The sequence below is a fragment of the Acinetobacter sp. WCHA45 genome (genome assembly GCF_002165255.2).
Classification (GTDB): Bacteria; Pseudomonadota; Gammaproteobacteria; order Pseudomonadales; family Moraxellaceae; genus Acinetobacter.
The window spans coordinates 282050-302208 of the sequence record NZ_CP028561.1; the positions used below are offsets into that span (position 1 = coordinate 282050).

At 35.5% G+C, this 20159-nt stretch carries 21 protein-coding genes; 18 read left to right on the plus strand and 3 right to left on the minus strand.

Translation table 11 applies throughout. The features are described from left to right. The first annotated feature begins 7 nt into the window (after positions 1 to 7). The 15 genes from rfbB to CDG55_RS02625 all read left to right on the plus strand — a co-directional run bounded on the left by rfbB (position 8) and on the right by CDG55_RS02625 (position 14067). Positions 8 to 1072 (plus strand): dTDP-glucose 4,6-dehydratase, encoded by a 1065-nt coding sequence (rfbB, locus tag CDG55_RS02555; protein WP_087535983.1) that lies wholly within the window; start codon positions 8 to 10, stop codon positions 1070 to 1072. Next, positions 1065 to 1946 (plus strand): glucose-1-phosphate thymidylyltransferase RfbA, encoded by an 882-nt coding sequence (gene rfbA / locus CDG55_RS02560; RefSeq protein WP_087535984.1) that lies wholly within the window; start codon positions 1065 to 1067, stop codon positions 1944 to 1946. The genes rfbB and rfbA overlap by 8 nt, the downstream gene beginning before the upstream one ends. Next, the gene (locus CDG55_RS02565; protein ID WP_087535985.1) at positions 1943 to 2338 is read left to right on the plus strand and encodes a sugar 3,4-ketoisomerase; all 396 of its coding nucleotides are present in this window, start codon (positions 1943 to 1945) and stop codon (positions 2336 to 2338) included. Before rfbA ends, CDG55_RS02565 begins: the two co-directional genes overlap by 4 nt. Further along, the gene (locus tag CDG55_RS02570) at positions 2335 to 2856 is read left to right on the plus strand and encodes a GNAT family N-acetyltransferase (RefSeq protein WP_087535986.1); all 522 of its coding nucleotides are present in this window, start codon (positions 2335 to 2337) and stop codon (positions 2854 to 2856) included. The genes CDG55_RS02565 and CDG55_RS02570 overlap by 4 nt, the downstream gene beginning before the upstream one ends. Before the next feature lie 48 nt (positions 2857 to 2904). Then, complete coding sequence (locus tag CDG55_RS02575; RefSeq protein WP_087535987.1) at positions 2905 to 3132, plus strand: acyl carrier protein; 228 nt, start codon at positions 2905 to 2907, stop codon at positions 3130 to 3132. A gap of 2 nt (positions 3133 to 3134) precedes the next feature. After that, positions 3135 to 3869, plus strand: a complete 735-nt coding sequence (locus CDG55_RS02580) for an SDR family NAD(P)-dependent oxidoreductase (RefSeq protein ID WP_087535988.1) — start codon at positions 3135 to 3137, stop codon at positions 3867 to 3869. Next, entirely contained in the window at positions 3866 to 5212 is a 1347-nt protein-coding gene (locus tag CDG55_RS02585; protein ID WP_087535989.1) for an AMP-binding protein, read from the plus strand. The genes CDG55_RS02580 and CDG55_RS02585 overlap by 4 nt, the downstream gene beginning before the upstream one ends. After that, positions 5209 to 6291, plus strand: a complete 1083-nt coding sequence (locus CDG55_RS02590; protein ID WP_087535990.1) for an acyl-protein synthetase — start codon at positions 5209 to 5211, stop codon at positions 6289 to 6291. The genes CDG55_RS02585 and CDG55_RS02590 overlap by 4 nt, the downstream gene beginning before the upstream one ends. Further along, on the plus strand, positions 6291 to 7535 hold the full coding sequence (locus CDG55_RS02595; protein WP_087535991.1) for an acyl-CoA reductase: 1245 nt from the start codon (positions 6291 to 6293) through the stop codon (positions 7533 to 7535). Before CDG55_RS02590 ends, CDG55_RS02595 begins: the two co-directional genes overlap by 1 nt. Before the next feature lie 27 nt (positions 7536 to 7562). After that, a complete protein-coding gene (locus CDG55_RS02600) occupies positions 7563 to 8690 on the plus strand; it encodes a DegT/DnrJ/EryC1/StrS family aminotransferase (RefSeq protein WP_087535992.1) in 1128 nt (375 codons plus the stop codon). Further along, positions 8683 to 9930, plus strand: a complete 1248-nt coding sequence (locus tag CDG55_RS02605) for a glycosyltransferase family 61 protein (RefSeq protein WP_087535993.1) — start codon at positions 8683 to 8685, stop codon at positions 9928 to 9930. Before CDG55_RS02600 ends, CDG55_RS02605 begins: the two co-directional genes overlap by 8 nt. A gap of 1 nt (position 9931) precedes the next feature. Continuing rightward, positions 9932 to 10933 carry a glycosyltransferase gene (locus CDG55_RS02610; RefSeq protein WP_162620826.1) on the plus strand — a complete coding sequence of 334 codons (1002 nt, stop codon included), beginning with the start codon at positions 9932 to 9934 and terminating at the stop codon, positions 10931 to 10933. Between the two features lie 63 nt (positions 10934 to 10996). Next, positions 10997 to 11860, plus strand: a complete 864-nt coding sequence (locus CDG55_RS02615; protein WP_162620827.1) for a glycosyltransferase family 2 protein — start codon at positions 10997 to 10999, stop codon at positions 11858 to 11860. 2 nt (positions 11861 to 11862) lie between these two features. Further along, a complete protein-coding gene (glf, locus tag CDG55_RS02620; RefSeq protein WP_171287505.1) occupies positions 11863 to 12957 on the plus strand; it encodes a UDP-galactopyranose mutase in 1095 nt (364 codons plus the stop codon). Between the two features lie 33 nt (positions 12958 to 12990). After that, positions 12991 to 14067: a glycosyltransferase family 4 protein gene (locus CDG55_RS02625; RefSeq protein WP_228252565.1), complete on the plus strand. Its 1077-nt coding sequence runs from the start codon at positions 12991 to 12993 to the stop codon at positions 14065 to 14067. Here CDG55_RS02625 and CDG55_RS02630 read toward each other — a convergent pair. Beyond that, positions 14048 to 15274: a glycosyltransferase family 4 protein gene (locus CDG55_RS02630; RefSeq protein WP_087535998.1), complete on the minus strand. Its 1227-nt coding sequence runs from the start codon at positions 15272 to 15274 to the stop codon at positions 14048 to 14050. The two genes, CDG55_RS02625 and CDG55_RS02630, sit on opposite strands and share 20 nt — an antisense overlap. A 471-nt stretch (positions 15275 to 15745) precedes the next feature. On the opposite strand from CDG55_RS02630, the gene CDG55_RS02640 reads away from it, so the two are divergent. The 3 genes from CDG55_RS02640 to CDG55_RS02650 all read left to right on the plus strand — a co-directional run bounded on the left by CDG55_RS02640 (position 15746) and on the right by CDG55_RS02650 (position 19027). Further along, positions 15746 to 16219 (plus strand): pilin, encoded by a 474-nt coding sequence (locus tag CDG55_RS02640; protein ID WP_087536000.1) that lies wholly within the window; start codon positions 15746 to 15748, stop codon positions 16217 to 16219. Between the two features lie 356 nt (positions 16220 to 16575). Beyond that, positions 16576 to 17310, plus strand: a complete 735-nt coding sequence (tfpZ, locus tag CDG55_RS02645) for a TfpX/TfpZ family type IV pilin accessory protein (protein ID WP_087536001.1) — start codon at positions 16576 to 16578, stop codon at positions 17308 to 17310. Positions 17311 to 17392: 82 nt separating this feature from the next. Further along, a complete protein-coding gene (locus CDG55_RS02650) occupies positions 17393 to 19027 on the plus strand; it encodes an O-antigen ligase family protein (protein WP_087536002.1) in 1635 nt (544 codons plus the stop codon). 53 nt (positions 19028 to 19080) lie between these two features. Here the strand turns inward: CDG55_RS02650 and bfr are convergent, their stop codons facing one another. Continuing rightward, entirely contained in the window at positions 19081 to 19545 is a 465-nt protein-coding gene (gene bfr, locus CDG55_RS02655; protein ID WP_087536003.1) for a heteropolymeric bacterioferritin subunit Bfr, read from the minus strand. Between the two features lie 265 nt (positions 19546 to 19810). Then, the gene (locus tag CDG55_RS02660; RefSeq protein WP_004660183.1) at positions 19811 to 20005 is read right to left on the minus strand and encodes a bacterioferritin-associated ferredoxin; all 195 of its coding nucleotides are present in this window, start codon (positions 20003 to 20005) and stop codon (positions 19811 to 19813) included. Positions 20006 to 20159: the final 154 nt, after the last annotated feature.

Here is a 20159-nt window from a genome sequence, read left to right on the forward strand (position 1 = left end):
GCTTTAAATGAGATTCTTAATTACTGGGGGTGCGGGTTTTATTGGTTCAGCGTTAATTCGTTTTATCCTTAAACAAACAGATCATAGTGTATTAAATGTTGATAAATTAACTTATGCGGGTAATTTAGAGTCACTGAAAGAAATAGAACAAGATTCAAACTACCAGTTTAGAAGAATTGATATTTGTAATGCTGTAGATATTTCACAAGCAATCAAAGATTTTAAACCTGATGTAATTATGCATCTGGCAGCAGAATCCCATGTAGATCGTTCAATTGATGGTCCTGCCGACTTTATTCAGACTAATATAGTGGGTACTTATACATTATTAGAAGCTACACGAATGTACTGGATGAAGCTTAAAAGTGAGGCTCAGAAAAAATTTCGCTTTCATCATATTTCAACTGATGAAGTGTATGGAGACTTAGAGACTACAACTCATCTTTTTACAGAAATGACACCTTATGCGCCAAGTTCTCCATATTCTGCTTCTAAAGCAAGTTCAGACCACTTAGTACGTGCTTGGCATCGAACTTATGGACTACCTGTTATTATTACAAATTGTTCTAATAATTATGGTCCATATCACTTCCCTGAAAAATTAATTCCATTAATTATTTTGAATGCCTTAGAGGCAAAACCCTTACCTGTATATGGTAATGGCCAGCAAGTTCGAGATTGGCTATTTGTTGAGGATCATGCACGTGCTTTATACAAGGTCGTGACTGAAGGATGTGTAGGCGAAGCCTATAATATTGGTGGCAATAATGAAAAGAAAAATATTGAAGTCATAGAAACCATCTGCAAAATTTTAGATAGATTAAAACCACAAGCTAATGGACAGTCTTATAAAGAACTTATTACTTTTGTGAAAGATCGTCCTGGGCATGATTTACGTTATGCCATTGATGCAACGAAAATTAAGAAGGAATTGGGATGGTCACCAATTGAAACCTTTGAAACGGGCATTCAAAAAACCATAGAGTGGTATTTAAATAATTTAGATTGGTGTCATCGAGTACAAGATGGTAGCTACCAACGAGAAAGATTAGGAGTTAATAACAATGTCTAATACAACAAAAGGTATTGTTTTAGCTGGTGGGTCGGGGACTCGTTTATATCCTATCACTAAAGGTGTGTCTAAACAGCTATTACCTATCTATGATAAACCTATGGTTTATTACCCAATTTCAGTATTAATGCTCGCAGGAATACGTGAAATATTAATTATTAGTACGCCTGAAGATATTGATGGATTTAAGCGATTATTAGGTGATGGTACGCAGTTTGGTATCCAATTAAGCTATGCAGTTCAAGCTAGCCCTGATGGTTTAGCTCAAGCTTTTATCATTGGTGAAGAGTTTATTGGTAAAAACAATGTGTGTTTGGTGCTTGGAGACAATATTTTTTATGGTCAAGGCTTTACTCCAATGTTACAAAAAGCGGTGAGTCGTAAAACTGGAGCAACCGTTTTTGGTTATCAAGTCAAAGATCCAGAACGCTTTGGTGTGGTGGAATTTAATGAAAATAAACGTGTGATTTCTTTAGAAGAGAAACCAAAGCAGCCTAAATCCAATTTTGCGGTAACTGGTCTATATTTTTATGATAATGATGTAGTCGAGATTGCTAAAAAAGTAAAGCCGTCAGAGCGTGGTGAAGTGGAAATTACGACAGTCAATCAGATGTATCTTGAACGTGGTGATTTACATGTAGAACTTTTAGGTCGTGGCTTTGCATGGTTAGATACAGGAACGCATGAAAGCTTAATGGAAGCAGGAATGTTTGTAGAAACCATTGAAAAGCGTCAAGGCTTTAAAATTGCATGTTTGGAAGAAATTTCCTTTAATAATGGTTGGTTAAATAAAGAGCAAGTTTTAGCCATCGGTCGAAGCATGCATAAGAATTATTATGGTCGATATTTGATTTCTTTGGTAGATGAAAAATGAGTTTAATCAAACTGATTAATTTACCTAATTTAAGTGATGATCGTGGTGGATTGATAGCAATTGAATCTGACCAATCCATACCCTTTGAAATAAAACGGGTATATTATATTTTTAATACTGCAAATAAACCACGTGGTTTTCATGCGCATAAAGATCTAAAACAGCTTGTTATTTGTATTCATGGACAATGCCGCTTTGTTTTAGATAATGGGATTAAGAAGGATGAGATAATCCTAAACTCACCTATCCAGGGACTTGTTATTGAAAGTATGACTTGGCGTGAAATACATGAATTTTCTGAAGATTGTATATTATTGGTCTTGGCAAGTGAATACTATGATGAAAGTGATTATATTCGAGATTATGATGAATTTTTAGAGTTTGTGAAATGAATTTAAGTTTAAAGACAATACGCCTACGCTTTGTTGAAGAGTTAGATGCTGAATTTATTTTAAAACTTCGATTGGATAGCCGCTATAACAAATTTTTATCTAACGTTAGCGATGATATTCAAGTGCAAAGAGATTGGATTAAAAAATATAAAGTTGATGAGGGAAATAAAGAGCAATTTTATTTTATTATTGAGCGTTTGGATGGTGTGCCATGTGGTACTGTTCGAATATATGACTTGAAAGAAGATTCCTTTTGTTGGGGTAGTTGGATATTGAACGAAGATAAAACACCATACTCAGCTTGGGAATGTTCATATTTGATTTATAAGTTTGGATTTGAAGTATTAAAGTGCAATAAATCACATTTTAATGTTATGAAAGGAAATGAAGGTGTTATTAACTTCCATAAAAAAATGGGAGCAATAGAGATGTATGAAGATGAAAAAAATTTATTTTTTATGATAACACAGCAAGATGTGACCCAATATTTTAATAAAGTTATTAAAATAATCATATAACTCGATTAAATTTGTTAAGATAGGATTTAATATTAAAGAGGACTTGAAATGGACAGTAAGCTGCAAAAAATATTTGCTGAAACCATCGGTATTTCTATTGATAAGATTGCCGATGATTTAAAATATTCATCTATTCCTGAATGGGACTCTATCACACATATGACACTGATTGCTGTCATAGAACAAGAATTTGATATCATGATTGATGCTGAAGATGTAATTGACATGAATAGCTTTGCTAAAGCAAAAGAAATTGTTGCTAAATATATGGATTAAAAATGAATGATAAAGTTGTATTTATAACAGGTGCTTCTCGTGGTATCGGTGCTGCTTGTGCAAATTTACTTGCAGCAGAAGGATATAAGCTCGTGCTTCATGCTAGAAATGAGGAATCCTTAAATACTTTACTCAAATCATTACCTTCATCCTGTGCAGATAGTTTATTACTATTTTATGATTTAGCTGATCCACATGCCATAAGTAGAGCCTTTCAAGCTATATTTAAACGATATAAAAAGTTAGATGCTCTAGTCAATAATGCTGGCATTATGCAACCCGCAAAACTAGGAATGATTGCGTATGATCAGCTTTCCCATACACTTGATATTAATCTCACGGCTGCGATCCTACATATGCAAGGCGCGACCAAATTAATGATGCGAAATAAAAGTGGCTCTATCATTAATATGTCTTCTATTATCGGTTTACAGGGGTATGAAGGGCAAATACCGTATTCGGCAGCAAAAGCAGGTTTAATTGGTGCTACGCTATCAGCAGCTAAGGAATTAGCACCAAATCAAATCCGCGTGAATGCTGTCGCACCTGGTTATATAGATACAGATTTAAATAGCCAACATGGTGAAAATATTCATCAAGAAAATTTACAACGTGTACGCATGGGGCGTATGGGGAAAGCTGATGAGGTGGCTCATCTTGTGAGCTTCTTAGCTTCCGATCAAGCGAGTTATATTACAGGACAAGTTATTGGTATTGATGGTGGAATGAGTCTATGAACTTTTGGGAATTGGAAAATCAGCCCCCAGAAAATGTTGCGATTATCGCTCAAAATGGTAACGAGCACACTTATAGTTCACTACTTAATTTAGTTCATGAACAAGAAGTTCAATTATATAAGTTTCCCAAAAGAACATTGGGGTTTATTCTGTGCGATAATCGTTTGGTTGATATCGTGCTTTATCTTGCTTGCATACGAACACACCAAGTTCTACTGTTATTAGACTCACAAATATCTGGTGAGCAATTAAAAAACCTTCAAGATATTTATCAACCCCACTGGATTGCAAATAATGGCGTGATAACATTACAAAAAAATGTAAAAGATGCTCAATTGCATACAGACCTGAGTTTATTACTTAGTACATCAGGTAGTACGGGTAGTCCTAAATTAGTTCGTTTAACAAGATCCTCATTACAAGCTAATGCTGATTCGATCGTAATGTATTTAAATATTAATGAGAACGAACGAGCTATCACTTCTCTACCTATGAGCTATGCCTATGGTTTATCGATTATCAATAGCCACTTACTAAAAGGTGCAACTTTAGTTCTAAACACAGATAGTGTACTTAGCCGAGAATTTATTGAGCGTATGCATAAACAAAGGGTTACTTCTTTTGCGGGTGTACCTTATATGTATCAAATGTTATATCGCACAGCTTTTTTTAAGCAAGACTTACCTAGTTTAAAAACACTCACCCAAGCAGGTGGTTATTTGGAAGATAAGTTACAACGTTTTGTGGCGAATTATGCACAAGAAAAAGGTTTGCATTTCTTTGTTATGTATGGACAAACAGAAGCCTGTGCTCGGATTAGCTATGTTCCGACAAACACAATTATCAATAAGATTGGTTCTATTGGTGTCCCTGTTCCAAACGGAAAATTAGAACTTAATCCGACTAGTGGTGAGCTTATTTATTATGGTTCTAATGTGATGCTTGGTTATGCTGAAACACGAGAAGACTTAGCATTAGGCGATCAATACAAAGGATGTTTGGCTACTGGAGATATAGCACGTCAAGATGAAGAAGGTTTTTATTATATTACAGGAAGAATAAAAAGGTTTATCAAAGTTGGTGGTCACCGTATTGGTTTAGATGAAGTGGAACAGGCATTGCAGTCACACCTTGAAGTTTCTATCGCAGCAAGTGGAAAAGATGATTACTTAATAATATGGTTGGAAAGTTCTGATGAAAGTTTAGTTGAATACGCTCATGACTATATACGTCAGCAATATGCTATTCACCCAACAATGACGAAATTGGTGTTGGTTGAACACTTACCATTACTTACATCGGGCAAAAAGGATTATCTCGCCTTAATGGGTAAAAGCTTATGATCCACTCTTTCAATTTGCTTGATATTCATCAACCCTACGGTTTTAGTGCTAAACAAAAAGATGTAACATTATTAGCTGTATTAAATGAGCTAACAACCCTGCATATAAAAAATTGCCCGTCTTATGCTAACATTGTCGAACGTCTTTTTCCCAATACAATACAAGCCGAATCTTTAGAAGATGTACCTTTCTTACCTGTAAGCCTATTTAAATCAATGAATTTAAAAAGCGTACCAGAATCAGAAATAATTAAAATACTGACTTCTAGTGGTACGACTGGGCAGGCTGTATCACATATTTATTTAGATCGTGAAACATCAATCCGCCAGACACAGGTACTCAGTGCCATCATAGCTTCATTTTTAGGCAATAAACGTTTACCCATGGTCGTAGTGGACTCTGCTGATTTACTCAAAGATCGTACTAAATTTAATGCTCGTACTGCGGGTATTTTAGGGTTCTCAATTTATGGGCGTGATCACTGTTATTGCTTAAATGATAAACTAGAACTTGATGCATCTATCCTAAAATCTTGGCTCGATAAATACACCAATACACCAGTATTAATTTTTGGTTTTACTTTCATAGTATGGCAAGGGTTATATCAAAGTGCCATAAAGCAAGGTATAAAACTAAGATTCCCAAAGGGTAGTTTGTTAATTCATGGTGGTGGTTGGAAACGATTGATAGAGCAGAGTGTTAGTAACAATGTATTTAAAGCTAGTTTAAACAAACTATTTGGAATTGAGCATGTACATAACTATTATGGCATGGTGGAACAAGCTGGGACTATTTATATGGAGTGTGAACATGGTTTTTTACACACCTCTAGTAATTCAAATATAATTATTCGCAATCCATACACTTTAAAACCTGTTAAAATAGGGGAAGAGGGTATCATTCAAGTGCAAAGTTCTATTCCATTGAGTTATTCTGGTCATTCACTACTTACTGAAGATATAGGAACGATACACGGTAAAGATAATTGTAAATGTGGTCGATTAGGGGAATTTTTTACCGTAAATGGACGGTTACCAAAAGCCGAAATTCGCGGTTGTAGTGATACACGGGCATTTTAATGAACGAAATTCAATATATTCTAGGGGTAGGTAATTCAAATTCCCCATTAAAAATTGTTTTACAAAATCTAAGTTCTTGCCTTGTTTGGCAACCTTTTGATGAGCGTAGTGTTGAATTTGTTAAATGTTTTGCCCAAAAACTTTTGACCACTAAAGGTATTCGTCAATATCCTGAATTAGTCGCATTAGGTCATTGGTTTCGTGGAGCAAACTTAAAACAACTGATAAAAAACTACCCTGCAGAAACAGAAAACAGCCTTGTACTAGGGCGTGGGTTAGCTTTTCATATTGCACCAAGTAATGTTGATTCTGTATTCATGTATTCATGGTTGCTTTCTTTATTAGCAGGTAATACAAATATTGTGCGAGTATCACAAAAGATGAGTGATGCACAAACGTTTTTAATTAATATATTAGCTGAAACATTGAATGAATGCGTTGGTAAACCTATTCAAGAAAGAATCGTATTACTTACTTATCCGCATAACACTAGCATTACTCAGGAAATATCAGAAGCCTGTTTAATTCGTATAGTTTGGGGTGGAAATAGTACTGTACAAGCTATACGCTCAATCCCGTTACGTCCTACTGCCACAGAAATTTGCTTTCCAGACAGATTTTCAATTTGTGCTATTCGTGCTGATTCAATGCTTAAACTCAATATCGAAGAACAAAACAGGCTTGCGGCAAATTTCTATAAAGATGCATTTTGGTTTGCTCAACAGGCGTGTTCCTCACCACGCTTAATTACATGGGTAGGAGATGAGAAAACAATTCAGCAAGCACAGGAGCAATTTTGGAATGCATTAAATATTGAAATAGCAACGCATCCTATAGAAAACTCAGAAGCAATGAACATGGCACGTATCAATGCAAGTTTTGAGTATGCTGGAGTCGCTTTAGCCAAACCCACTGGAAATAAAGGCTTAGAAATCGAATATCCACTCAAACTACAACTAGAATGTCCATTACAAGAAACCATAAAAAATATACATTGCGGTAATGGGCTATTTTTAGAAAACCGTGTTCATCAGCTTACAGATTTAGCCATACAGCTTAGTGATAAAGAACAAACGCTTACTACTTTTGGTTTTACAAAAGATGAGTTAAAAGAATTCATATTAAATCTTCCTCCAAGGGCAGTAGATCGGATTGTAAAAATTGGCGATGCTTTGTCTTTTGCGCCAATATGGGATGGACAGGATTTAATCGTAGCCTTTAGTCGTAAAATCCTATTGTCGTAATTAGTATTTTTAGATGGAAAAGTAACTATGATCCCTTTCCTAGACCTAAGATCCATTAACACACGATACCGAACAGAGCTGATTGAAGCTTGTACTCGTGTCGTAGATTCGGGTTTGTATATTGATGGACAAGAATTAAAACTGTTCGAGCAAAATTTTGCAAACTATTGTGGGGTTAAATTTGCAATTGGCGTAGCGAATGGCTTAGATGCACTTATTTTAACTTTAAGGGCTTGGAAAGAACTTGGTAAATTACAAGATGGTGATGAAGTGATCGTGCCATCTAATACCTACATAGCAAGTATTTTAGCGATCAGCGCCAATCAACTTAAACCTGTATTGGTAGAACCTGATATAGATACGTTTAATCTTGATCCAAACAAAATTGAAGCGGCTATTACAGACAAAACTAAAGTTATTTTACCAGTTCATTTATATGGTCAACTAGCAGCAATGCCTCAAATCATGGCAATTGCCCAAAAACATGACTTATTAGTTTTAGAAGATTCTGCACAAAGTCATGGTGCAGAACTGCACGGTAAAAAAGCTGGAAATTGGGGGGATGCGTCAGGATTCAGTTTTTATCCTGGGAAAAACCTAGGGGCTTTGGGAGATGCAGGGGCAATTACGACCAACGACGAAGCGCTTGCTCAAATGCTTCGTGCGCTGCGCAATTATGGTTCACATGAGAAATATCAAAATCTTATACAGGGCGTAAATAGTCGTTTAGATGAAATTCAAGCGGCTATGCTTGATATTAAACTCCAATTTTTAGATCAAGAAACACAGTGCCGTCGTAATGTTGCCCAAATGTATTTGCAGGGAATAAAGAATCCTTTAATCCAACTTCCAAAAATAGAAAAAGACGCTAGTGATTATAAGCAGCATGTTTGGCATTTATTTGTCATTCGCACTAAACATCGTGAGGCATTACAACAATACTTTGCCGAACATGACATACAAACTTTGATTCATTATCCTATTCCACCTCATAAACAACAAGCTTATCGGGAGTGGAGCGACATGAGTTTTCCTATTTCAGAGCAGATACATAGTGAGGTTTTGAGTTTACCAATAAGTCCATTAGTTGAACTTGCGGATATAATGAAAATTATAGAAATAATTAATGTAGGTAAATGGTATAGAGATGAATAGTTTTTTAAGAAAAATAAGGAAAATATTATTTTTGAATTATTTTTTGAGAAATATTTATTTTTTTATTTATGGGTTTAAAACCGTTGAAAGAAAAATTACGTGGATGGATGAATATAAACAAATAGAATTTTTAAAAGAAAATGAAATATGCCGTATAAGTACGCCAAAAATAAAGGGAAAAAATAGATCATTTTATAAAAATGTTCCTCATGTATATATGTATTCTTTAAAAAATGTGGTTGGTGTGTTGAATTCATCTTCTTTTTATTCGGAAGATGTTGCCTTTATAGAGAGATTTCGATGGATTGAGCAGGATGTAGCAGACTATTCTGATGGACATCTTATTATACATGATGGTGTAAGTGCTATATTTAAGTGTGAGAAAAGAGATATTTTTGTTGAAAACAGGAATGCTTTGTTTTTGGGAGGTAATGGATCTTATAATTACTTTCATTGGATGATTGAGATTTTGCCCAAGCTTCTAATACTAAAAAAAAGCATTATTGATAATCTTAATATTGAATGCATAGTTGTTAATGGGATTGTTAAAGAAATAGATAATTTCAGAATACCATTGGAAATATTGAGAGATAAGTTAAATATTCAGATAGTTTTTTATAATCAAGGTGGTTTTGTTGAATTTAAAAATCTATTTTATATAACTACATTTAATCACGTATTATTTAATGTTAAAGGTCAGGTTGAAGAAAATCAATGCTATTTTTCAAAAGAAGTTTTATTTGAATTAAGTGGAATTTTTACTTCTTACGCTAGTTCTAGCAATGTTGTGAGTAAAAAGTTTCCAGAAAAATTTTTTATAAGAAGAGGGGTGGGGATTAGCAATTATAACAAGAGGAATTATAATGAAGATGAAGTTGTTAGTATTATGAATGACTTTAATATTGAATGTATTTATATTGAAGATTATAGCTTTTTGGAACAAGTCCAGTTGTTTTCTAATGCCAAGTTGATCGTAGCCCCTAGTGGTGCTTTTTTTACAAATTTAATCTTTTGCAAGAAGAATACTTTAATTATTAGTTGGCTCACCCCGAAGACTGCAAATTTTTCAGTTTATTCAACTATTTCTCATTTATTTGATCTTGATATGAATTTTATTTTGGCTGAACAGAGTCAGAACGAGGGTATACATGGGGAATACTATTTGAATCCTAACGAGTTTCGTAACTTTTTAAGTCAAGCTTTGGTTAAAATAGAAAATAATATTACTGAGGTTTATTAAATTGAATAATTCCCCTTTAATTACATTGTTCTTATTTTCATACAATCAAGAGAAGTATATTAAACAGGCTGTCGAATCAGCCCTTGCGCAAGATTATCCAAATTTAGAGGTAATTATTTCAGATGATCATTCGACAGACAATACTGTAGGTATTATTCAGTCCATTATTCAAGATTATTCTGGGAAGCACAAAGTTGCGTTAAACATTAATCCCACTAATCTTGGAATTGGGGAACATGTCAATATTGCATTTAAAATGGCAAAAGGTGAATTCATCGTATTTGCTGCAGGTGATGATATATCTTTACCCCAACGTGTTAGTGGTGTTGTAGATCGATGGTTAGAGTTAGACAAAAAAGTTGATGCAATTTATAGTGATGCAAAATTAATCGATCAAGATGGTCGTGACTGTGGAAATCTTGTCGTTGCTTTATCTGAATTAAAACCAATAGCCTATAATTTGATTTCATATAAGCCAGAAAATGGTGTGCATTTGCTCATGGGTGCGAGTGGTGCTTATGCAAAAAATTTAAATAATTCGTTTGGCGGTTTATTACCCAATGTAAATATTGAAGATATTCCTTTAACCATAAGAGCGAGTTTAAGTAATGGCGTCAGTTATATACATGAGCCTCTCGTCTTATACCGTCAAAATGTTTCGGTTTGGTTGCCACGAAAGTTAGAAAATGAAGGTTTTTCTCGACATCGTAATCGAATGCTTTATCGACTAAAAACCAATTATTATGTCGCTAAACAAATTGTTCATGATGTTGATTGTGTAAATGCTGATCAACAGACCAAAAGAGCTGCTGAAGATCGTTTTGTCGCCACGGCATTTGTTCAGAGATGTATCGAAAAAGAATGTTTTTTATTACTCTCTTTTTTACGTTCATTGAATAAAACAACTTGTTGGCGGTACATGCTTTTCCCTGCTATTTTTGCTGCAAATCCTAAAATTCATCGCATCATTTATAAAACCTACAGTCTGTTCAAAGGATCTTAGATGATTGAAACCGCACCTATAGTTTTCGCTGTTGTGGTTACATATAATCGGAAACAATTGCTCATGCAGTGTTTAACTGCCTTAGCCAATCAAACTCAGTCACTGAGTAAAATTATCATTGTAGACAACGCTTCTACGGATGGAACACTACAGGAATTGCATCAATCTGGTTTATTAGAAAATCCATGTATGCAACTTCTTTCCTTAGCACAAAATACAGGTGGCGCAGGGGGCTTTTCCGCAGGGATGCAGTATGCTTTTGAACAGGGAGCTGATTATGTCTGGATGATGGATGATGATGCTATGCCATATCTTACAGCTCTCGAAGAACTAATGAAGTATGCGACACCTCAACATATTTATGCGTCTTTAGCGATACAAGATCAACAAATCTCATGGGAGATGACCGTAAAGAACGGTGACATTTGGCGAGCAACGCATAATCCAGCAGATATCTTAGCGGAAATGGAAGTGTATTCTTTACCTTTTTTAGGGTTTATGATTCACCGTGAAATCGTTGAAAAAATTGGGTTGCCTGACACTTCGTTCTTTATCGCTGCTGATGACACCGAGTATTGTTTAAGAGCAAAGCAAGCGGGCTTTAAACTTTATCTAACAGGGCAAAGTTTAATTGAACACCCGAAAGCGCAACATCAAGAATATAAAATATTAGGCAAAAAAATTAACTACGTATCGTTACCCCCATGGAAACGTTACTACGATACGCGGAATAGAATTTTTATCGCAAAGAAGTATTTTGGGTTTAAGCTCTATTCACAAACCATACCCAGTATTTTATTTCGATTATGCATCTCGATGCTGGTTGAAAAAAATAAATATCTACAGTTGAAAGCTTATTATTTGGGTTTGTACGATGGTTTGACAGCTCAAAGTGGAAAACGCCACGAACATAGAGGATTAATATAGAAATGAACGTTCTGATTATTGGTGCTGGCTTCGCTGGTTCAGTTACAGCCCGTGAATTGGCAGAGGCAGGACATAAAGTATTAGTTATAGATCGTCGAGATCATATCGCTGGCAATGCTTATGATGTAAAAGATGGACATGGCATCTTAATCCATCAATACGGTCCTCATATTTTTCACACCAATAGTGAGCGTATATTTAACTATTTATCCCAATTTACCGAATGGTGCCCCTACGAACATCGGGTACGTGGCGTAGTCAATGGTCAGGAATATCCCTTCCCGATTAATAGAGACACCCTCAATCAACTTTATGGTTTAGATTTAACTGAAGAACAAGCAGCTGAATATTTTGAAAAAGTACGTGAACCAAAAGAAAAAGTACTAACCAGTGAAGATGTTGTACTTAATTCAGTCGGTCGAGATTTATATGAAAAGTTCTTCTTAAACTACACCAAAAAACAGTGGGGGCTAGATCCTTCACAGTTAAAAGCAGGTGTAGCGGCACGTATTCCAACACGTACCAATACCGATGACCGATACTTTACCGATACTTATCAAACAATGCCATTACATGGTTATACAGCTATGTTTGAAAATATGCTGAATCATCCAAACATTACGGTTAAATTAAGTACAGACTATAAAGATTTGCTGGCACAAGGTGTCGAGTATGATCATCTGATTTATACAGGTTGTATAGATGAGTTTTATGACTATAAATTTGGCAAGCTACCTTACCGCTCCTTACGCTTTGAGCATCAACACCTAGAAAATACTAAACAATACCAAAGTGTCGGAACTATAAACTATCCAAATGACTTTGAATTTACTCGCATTACTGAATTTAAACACCTTACAGGGCAACAACACCCTGCCACCTCAATTGTTCGGGAGTATCCAACAGCTGAAGGTGATCCTTACTACCCAATTCCACGTGATGAAAACGAGGCTTTATTCAAAAAGTACAAATCCTTAGCAGACTGTGAAAAAAATGTTACTTTTGTTGGTCGTTTAGCAGAGTATCGCTATTACAATATGGATCAAGTTGTAGGTGCGGCGTTGAATGCTGTAGATAAAATACTGGAGAAAAAATAATTGAAAATCGCATTCTTGTGTAAACGACAATATATGTCTAAAGATGTCATTTTAGATAAATATGCGCGTTTATACGAGATTCCGAATCAATTGGCACATCTTGGGCACCAAGTTGAATGTTTTTGTTTGAGTTATCAATCACATCATGAAGGCACTTGGGATGAGTCCAATCATGAAAAAAAACTTATTTGGCACTCAAAAAGTTATAAGGGCTTAAAAAAACTGGGATTATTCACTTATCCTTTTTTACTTTTACAAAAATTAAAACAATACCAACCAGATATTGTTATTGCTGCATCAGATATTCCACATATTGTTTGGGGTGCATGGTGTGCTAAACGGCTTAAAGTACCCTTCATAGCAGATCTCTATGACAATTTTGAAGGCTTTGGGCAAGCTCGCATCCCTGGTATGAAGCATCTTTTACGTCAAGCAGTCTGCCAAGCTCAATTAGTCACAACAACTAGTCAACCATTAGCAGAATTAGTGATTCATGATTATGCAGCACAAGCTAAAGTTATTTCTCTACCAAGCACGGTTGATCTAACTACCTTTAGGTCCGGTAATAAATCTAATGCACGGGAAAGATTTGGTTTACTACCGAATAAACAATATATTGGCACGGCAGGTGGATTGTATAAAGACAAAGGTGTGGAAGTAATTTATCAAGCATGGGAAAAACTTAAACATGAAATGCCTAACGTACATTTAGTACTTGCAGGCCCCTATCAACCTGATTATCCACCTCCCGAAGAAGAACGAGTCCATTATTTGGGTAGTTTAGCACACCATGAAATTTCGACACTTTTTCAAGCTTTAGATCTTGGCATCATTTCAATTTTAGATACCCCTTTTGGACGTTATTGCTTCCCTCAAAAAGCCTATGAAATGTTGGCATGCGATTTACCTGTCGTTGTAGCGAATATTGGTGAGATGAGTTACTTGTTTAGAGATTCACCACAAGTTCTATTTCAGACAGGCAATGCCAATGATTTAGCCTCAAAAATTCAACAGCAATTACAATCTCCGCAACAACAAAGTATTGTTGTTGAGGATTGGGCTACTATTATACAGCGTCTTGAACCAATGATTACTGCATTGAAATTTTAGTGTTAAAATTTTGAATGCTGTCTTTTAAGATATTGCCATAGGCATAAGCAACACTATCCCAATCAATTAATTTCAGCGCATGCTGTCGAATCCTTAAAGTACGTTCAGCTGCTAATGTCGGTTCATTTAGTGTTTTTGAAATGGCAGATACCAATTCTTGAGTATTATGCGGATGAACTGCAATATGCTGAATATCTTCACCGAGTAAGTCTTCTATTCCAACCACATGTCCAACTACTGCAGGACAACCACAACCAATCGCTTCCATCAACGCAACGGGTAATCCTTCTTGATCCCCATTATCTGCTCGCACAAAAGGTGCCACAAAAAGTGTCGCTTGTTGATACATTTGAGGTAACTGGTCTTGTGAGCGTGCACCCAAAAAGTTAACATTTTTTCCAAGATTCAATCGTGCAACTTGTTGTTTTAATGCAGACTCTTCAGGGCCAAACCCAACAATATTTAAACGTAATTCAGGATGCTTATTCACTAAAATAGCCAAGGCATCCAACAAAAAGTTGAGCCCTTTTTTTGGCACCAATCGCCCTACAAAAAGCAACTCATTATGATGGCGTTTTATATTAGGGTTTGGAATAAACCGATGCTGTAAGTCTACTCCCATTGGAATTACATCTAGATGTTGAGGTCGTATGCACATTTGTGACAAATAGTCTTGCATAGCCTGACTAACCACTGTCATCGTAGTGGCATCTTCAGCAACCTGTTTTTTTATTTTCGTGAGCATATTCCCCTGTAACCCAAATAGATCTCCACCGTGTGAAGTTACAATATAAGGAAGATTGAATTGTTTGCTAAATCGACTTGCTATCCAACCTTGTGGAATTAACCAATGTGCATGAATAACATCAACCTTTTGTGTATCTAAAATTTTTCTAACTGCAAAATATTGTCCTATCAGAAAACTAGGAACAAGCAACCATTTCCACCAAAAAGCTTTCAAATTGTTAACAATGCCGCCATTATTGACCAATAATTGTAATTTTTTAGGGGCATATTTATAACGAACGACCTGAACACCATCTAGGAACCCATTCGGATCGGCATTTACAGCATCGGGTACAAGTGCAATTACATGAAATTGCTGAGTAAGTCTTTTACAGAGTTCATGAACAAACCCAGGCTCATGATCATTTTCCCAGCGTGGATAAGTTGATGCTAAAACCAGTACTGTTTTTTTTTGCTTCATAGTAATATCTTATAGACAATAAACGGTGGATTCGAGTAAAAAGTTCGATAGTATAAAGGACAGCCGTCACTTTATTAGGTATAAGCTAGTCTATATCTTTTTGTTGAAGGTTGTTTAAATCATCTTTAATTTGTTGAGTCTGCTTATGAGTCATACCTTCGATGAAGATAATTTTCGCATGTATTTGAGAATTAAACTTTAGTATTTTCTTTCTAGCCTGTTGAATTAACTTGTTTAGAACAGAATTAGGGTGAAGTTTACCACCGATTTGAGCGTCCAGCTTTATTAGACCATCACAGTTGCACTTTATTATTGAATTTATGACTTTAAATTCCTTGGATTTTGAAGTTAAATGACATGGACAGTTTATTCTTTCATGTCTACATGAACATACGACCATATGGACAAGGTAAAATTAAAATTAATATAATAAAAATCAATTATATAGTATTCGTCCATATGTATTAATTTATGGATTGTATTGAATTAATGATCGTTGTGGCGATTATCGGTATCTTGGCTGCGGTTGCGATTCCTGCGTATCAGGATTACACCAAGCGTGCGAAAGTAACGGAAGGCTTATCTTTGGCTGGTAGTGCAAAAACTGCTGTTGCTGAAAATGCATCTAATGGTGCTAAGTATAGTTTAGGTTGGGCTACACCAGCAGCTACTGCCAATGTTAAAACGGTTGCTGTAGATGATAAAACAGGTGAGATTACAATTACGTATGATACTCCTGTTGCTCCAGCTTCTAAGAATACACTAATTCTAGCTCCTTTCACTGGTGGTGCTACTCCTGCTGCACTTCCTGACTCAACATCAGCGTATACTCCACCAGCTGATGCTGTTCAATGGCAATGTCTAGCTGCTGGTGCGACTAAAAAAGTTTCTACAATGACAGCAGGTACTTTGGAAGCAAAACTAGCTCCATCTAACTGTCGTTAATTTATGCAAAAAAAAAGACTGGTTCGCCAGTCTTTTTTTGGAATTAAGTTCTATAGGGTGATGAAAATGAATATTAAAAATATTAATTTTTACTGGTAAATATGCAAAAATGAAAAATTTGGGATTAATGTTGAAGCGGGGGTAACTCAAAGAATAATAATTCAAATTTCTCAAGAAGCTTTGCAAGATATTAAGCCCGAAAATAGAAATGATTCAGTCAAAGAACAATTTAGTTCTAACCGCATTAAATTTGAAAAAATTGCAGAAGATAAAATTCGTGATTTTTCTAGTAGAATATCAATCGGCAGTGCAGATATTCTGAAATAAAGTCTGTATATGAACTAGAGCTCTTTTCTATGTCCAAACGCCTAAAGTTTTTCCTTAGCCATTTATTGCTCTCATTTTTAGTCGCTTTATCGGTCGTTGGAGTAGTCTTTTTTATTTGGTATCCATCTTCACTTGCGACAGCTGTTGGCGTGACCCATATCTTTTTAATGTTATTGGCCATCGACGTGATTTTAGGACCACTTTTAGGCTTGTTAGTCTATAAAGAAGGTAAAAAAACACTCAAATTTGACCTAGGTGTCATTATTTTCATTCAAATTGTGGCTTTGTGTTATGGGGTGTTTAGTATTGAACAAGGTCGGCCTGCATGGTTGGTTTATAATGTAGATCGTTTTGAATTGGTTAGAAAAAATGAATTGGTTGACAGTAATATTCAGCAAGCACAGTCAGAATTTCAAAAACCTTCATGGTTTAAACCTCAATATGTAGGTGTGGAACTTGCCAAAGATATCCAAACTCGCAATGATGATATGTTTGTAGAAGTGATGGGCGGGATTTCCATCGCTCAAAAACCTGAGCGTTATGTACCGATGGCTGAAGTTAAACACCAAATCCAACAACGTGCCCAAAACTTGGAATTGCTTAAGCAATTCAATGATCAGCAATCTGTACAGAAAATTTTAGCCAAATATCCTCAAGCAGATGCTTTTGTTCCACTCAAAGCAACAGCAGTCGATATGACGGTATTGATTAATAAAGAAAAAGGTGAAGTTGTTAAAATTGTAGATCTTCGCCCTTGGAAGTAAATTGTAGTTTTTATCTTATATTTAATTTGTGTGTTAAGGCTTAGCGATATAATTCACTAAGCCTTTTTATTCTGTATAAAGTATGCCATTTCTATGTCTCATTCTTGCTAGCCTCTTACTTAGCTTCGCTTGGCTATCACCATTTCATACCTATCCCTGGGTGACATTTTCCAGTGAGCTGGCAAGCTTCGGAGCTGCTTTGGCGTTACTGGGTGTTTTGTTCAAACAAAATATTAGAATTCCTAAACCACAACTTTTGATGTTGCCGTTGCTTTTGATTCCTGTATTTCAATGGCTATTTGGACTCGTTCCAGATTTTAGTGTGGCATTGCTAAGTTTTTCATATGTTTTTATGTTTTGGTTGATGATGATAGGTGGATATAACCTGTCCTCTACATCTGAAAATCGTCAACGCTCTATGCAAGGGTTGAGTTATATCGTACTGAGCGTTGCTTTTATAAGTAGTTTGATTGCGATTGTTCAATGGTTGAATTTAGAGTCAAACTTTAATTGGGTTATTCAGCTCAAAGGTAACCGCCCATATGCAAATTTTGGTCAACCCAATAATTTAGCTACATTTTTGATTATAGGTTTAATGGGGGCATTGTTCTTATATGAAACGCATAAAGCATCTTTGTGGCTACTTATCCCAGCAAGCTTATCTATCTTATTTGCGATCTGCTTAACTCAGTCACGTACTTCCTTCCTAGTCTGTATTTTTATTTGTATCTATTGGGTGATTAAGCAATATAAGAATAAACCAAGGCTTAATTTTATTAAGTTATTTGGTTGGGCTGCTACTTATTTTTTAATTGCGGGCTATTTATTGCCTATTATCGCACAAGTCATGACGACAAGTGTTGGAGAGGCGGTAACCCATACAGCATCACTAGCACAACGTGCAGGTTCAGGGCATGAGCGTCTTGGGATGTGGATGCAAATTATACATGCCATAGGTGAGCGTCCGTGGTTTGGTTATGGCTGGAATCAAACAAGTGTCGCGGTTGTGGAAAGTATTCATTTTAATACCGTGCAAGTTTGGTTTAATAGCGCGCATAATATCGTGTTAGATCTGTTGGTTTGGAATGGTTTGCCATTAGGCTTTTTAATTATTGCGTACTTTGCGATTTGGTTATTTTGGTTAAGTAAAAATGCAAAAGATACAATTTCGATTGTGGCAATATTAATGGTCAGCGCAATTTTGATGCATGCGATGTTGGAGTTTCCGCAGCGTTATGCTTACTTTTTATTGCCAATGGGTTTTTTGTTGGGGTTAATTCAAGCTCAAACGCCAAATTTAAACGGTGTTAGCTTACATCGAAATATTATTCGTTGTGTATGGCTCGTTTCTCTGATTGTCTTACTGTTGATTTGGCGAGATTACAAACTGTTCCAAGAGAATAGTAAATTGGTTTTTAAGCAAAAACCAGTTTCAGAAGAAATATTGGGAAGTTCTAAAATATTGATACTTACTCAATTTCAGCAAAGATTAGATTGGATTGCTTTAAAGCCTCAGACATTGATGTCTGATTCAGATCTTAGCGTAATTGGCGAAATGGTTGAAAATAAGGCTACACCTTATAATTTAAAAAAATATGCACAATTACTTGTTTATAATCATAAGCTTGATGAAGCGGAGCAACAATTATTTGTTTTACAACAATTGTATAAGCAAAAAATAAGCTTGGTAGAAATTATGGAATTAAATAATAAATAAACTTGTAAAATTCATCTACTTTATCTTTTAAGGGATAAAGTAGATGACATGCTTTAAATTTGGCTTTGGATATAGTTTTCAATACCCACATTTTCAATGAGGTCGAGTTGGGTATCAAGCCAGTCCCAATATTCTTCTTCTTTCTCTAATATTTCCTGAACTAAATCACGTGTAACGTAGTCTTGTTGTGCTTCAGCAAGTTCAACAGCTTGTTTAATCGCTTCAATGTTTTCTTTTACTTTACGAATGTCGCAATTGAGGACTTCGATGGTATGTTGTCCAATATACAACTTGCCTAGATGCTGTAAATTAGGTAGGCCTTCTAAGAATAAGATCCGTTCAATGACCTTATCCGCATGCTTCATTTGACGAATTGATTCTTTATATTCAGCGGAGCCAAGTTTTTCAATTCCCCAGTCATTAAACATACGAGAGTGTAAAAAATATTGGTTAATTGCAGTTAAATGGTGATAAAGCACCTGATTCAGTTGATTAATCACGTCTCGATTGCCTTTCATTGCACTTACTCCATAACACCATGATGCCCTAGTTTTTAAGGCAATTTATATGATTTTAATCAACAAATAATAATCTGACGAGTAAATTATAGAACGGCAAATGAAAATCACAATCAAAATACGAAAAGCATTTTGGATTGGTACTAAAGTGAATCACTGAAATAAAAAAACCGCTTATCTGAGGAGTGGTTAAAGTTCGACAAGAAGGGGTGTAGTCGTAAACAGATCGTTAAATGAGGTTGTTGAGATATTGGATTAATTTAGATTATGCAGCAACTGAAATACGAGCAGCTATTTCTGCGAGCTCATCACTAATAATAGAACGGGCTTCGGGTGCACAACGACCACAGCAAGTGCCTAAGTCGAGTAAATCACGAATTTCACGATAACTTTCAGCGCCGTTTGCAACAGCGTCTTTGATATCTTGATCTGTGATTCCACGGCATAAACAGACATACATGGGAGTGATCCACAAATATTAATGCGATAATTGATATTATTGATAATTGTTATCGTTTGTCAATGAATTTCATTCTTAGAGTGAATATATTCTTATTGAGAATTTGAATAAAAAAATACCACCTGATCGGTAGTATTCTTTCTTTATTTTATCT

Excerpts from the sequence above, each read along its gene's own strand:
- CDG55_RS02640 (WP_087536000.1), top strand. The coding sequence starts at position 15,746 with ATGGATTGTATTGAATTAATGATCGTTGTGGCGATTATCGGTATCTTG.
- CDG55_RS02600 (WP_087535992.1), top strand. The coding sequence starts at position 7,563 with ATGATCCCTTTCCTAGACCTAAGATCCATTAACACACGATACCGAACA.
- CDG55_RS02565 (WP_087535985.1), top strand. The coding sequence starts at position 1,943 with ATGAGTTTAATCAAACTGATTAATTTACCTAATTTAAGTGATGATCGT.
- CDG55_RS02580 (WP_087535988.1), top strand. The coding sequence starts at position 3,135 with ATGAATGATAAAGTTGTATTTATAACAGGTGCTTCTCGTGGTATCGGT.
- CDG55_RS02660 (WP_004660183.1), bottom strand. The coding sequence starts at position 20,005 with ATGTATGTCTGTTTATGCCGTGGAATCACAGATCAAGATATCAAAGAC.
- CDG55_RS02625 (WP_228252565.1), top strand. The coding sequence starts at position 12,991 with ATGTCTAAAGATGTCATTTTAGATAAATATGCGCGTTTATACGAGATT.
- CDG55_RS02605 (WP_087535993.1), top strand. The coding sequence starts at position 8,683 with ATGAATAGTTTTTTAAGAAAAATAAGGAAAATATTATTTTTGAATTAT.
- CDG55_RS02650 (WP_087536002.1), top strand. The coding sequence starts at position 17,393 with ATGCCATTTCTATGTCTCATTCTTGCTAGCCTCTTACTTAGCTTCGCT.
- CDG55_RS02595 (WP_087535991.1), top strand. The coding sequence starts at position 6,291 with ATGAACGAAATTCAATATATTCTAGGGGTAGGTAATTCAAATTCCCCA.
- glf (WP_171287505.1), top strand. The coding sequence starts at position 11,863 with ATGAACGTTCTGATTATTGGTGCTGGCTTCGCTGGTTCAGTTACAGCC.
- tfpZ (WP_087536001.1), top strand. The coding sequence starts at position 16,576 with ATGTCCAAACGCCTAAAGTTTTTCCTTAGCCATTTATTGCTCTCATTT.
- bfr (WP_087536003.1), bottom strand. The coding sequence starts at position 19,545 with ATGAAAGGCAATCGAGACGTGATTAATCAACTGAATCAGGTGCTTTAT.
- CDG55_RS02630 (WP_087535998.1), bottom strand. The coding sequence starts at position 15,274 with ATGAAGCAAAAAAAAACAGTACTGGTTTTAGCATCAACTTATCCACGC.
- rfbB (WP_087535983.1), top strand. The coding sequence starts at position 8 with ATGAGATTCTTAATTACTGGGGGTGCGGGTTTTATTGGTTCAGCGTTA.
- rfbA (WP_087535984.1), top strand. The coding sequence starts at position 1,065 with ATGTCTAATACAACAAAAGGTATTGTTTTAGCTGGTGGGTCGGGGACT.
- CDG55_RS02570 (WP_087535986.1), top strand. The coding sequence starts at position 2,335 with ATGAATTTAAGTTTAAAGACAATACGCCTACGCTTTGTTGAAGAGTTA.
- CDG55_RS02590 (WP_087535990.1), top strand. The coding sequence starts at position 5,209 with ATGATCCACTCTTTCAATTTGCTTGATATTCATCAACCCTACGGTTTT.
- CDG55_RS02585 (WP_087535989.1), top strand. The coding sequence starts at position 3,866 with ATGAACTTTTGGGAATTGGAAAATCAGCCCCCAGAAAATGTTGCGATT.
- CDG55_RS02615 (WP_162620827.1), top strand. The coding sequence starts at position 10,997 with ATGCAGTGTTTAACTGCCTTAGCCAATCAAACTCAGTCACTGAGTAAA.
- CDG55_RS02575 (WP_087535987.1), top strand. The coding sequence starts at position 2,905 with ATGGACAGTAAGCTGCAAAAAATATTTGCTGAAACCATCGGTATTTCT.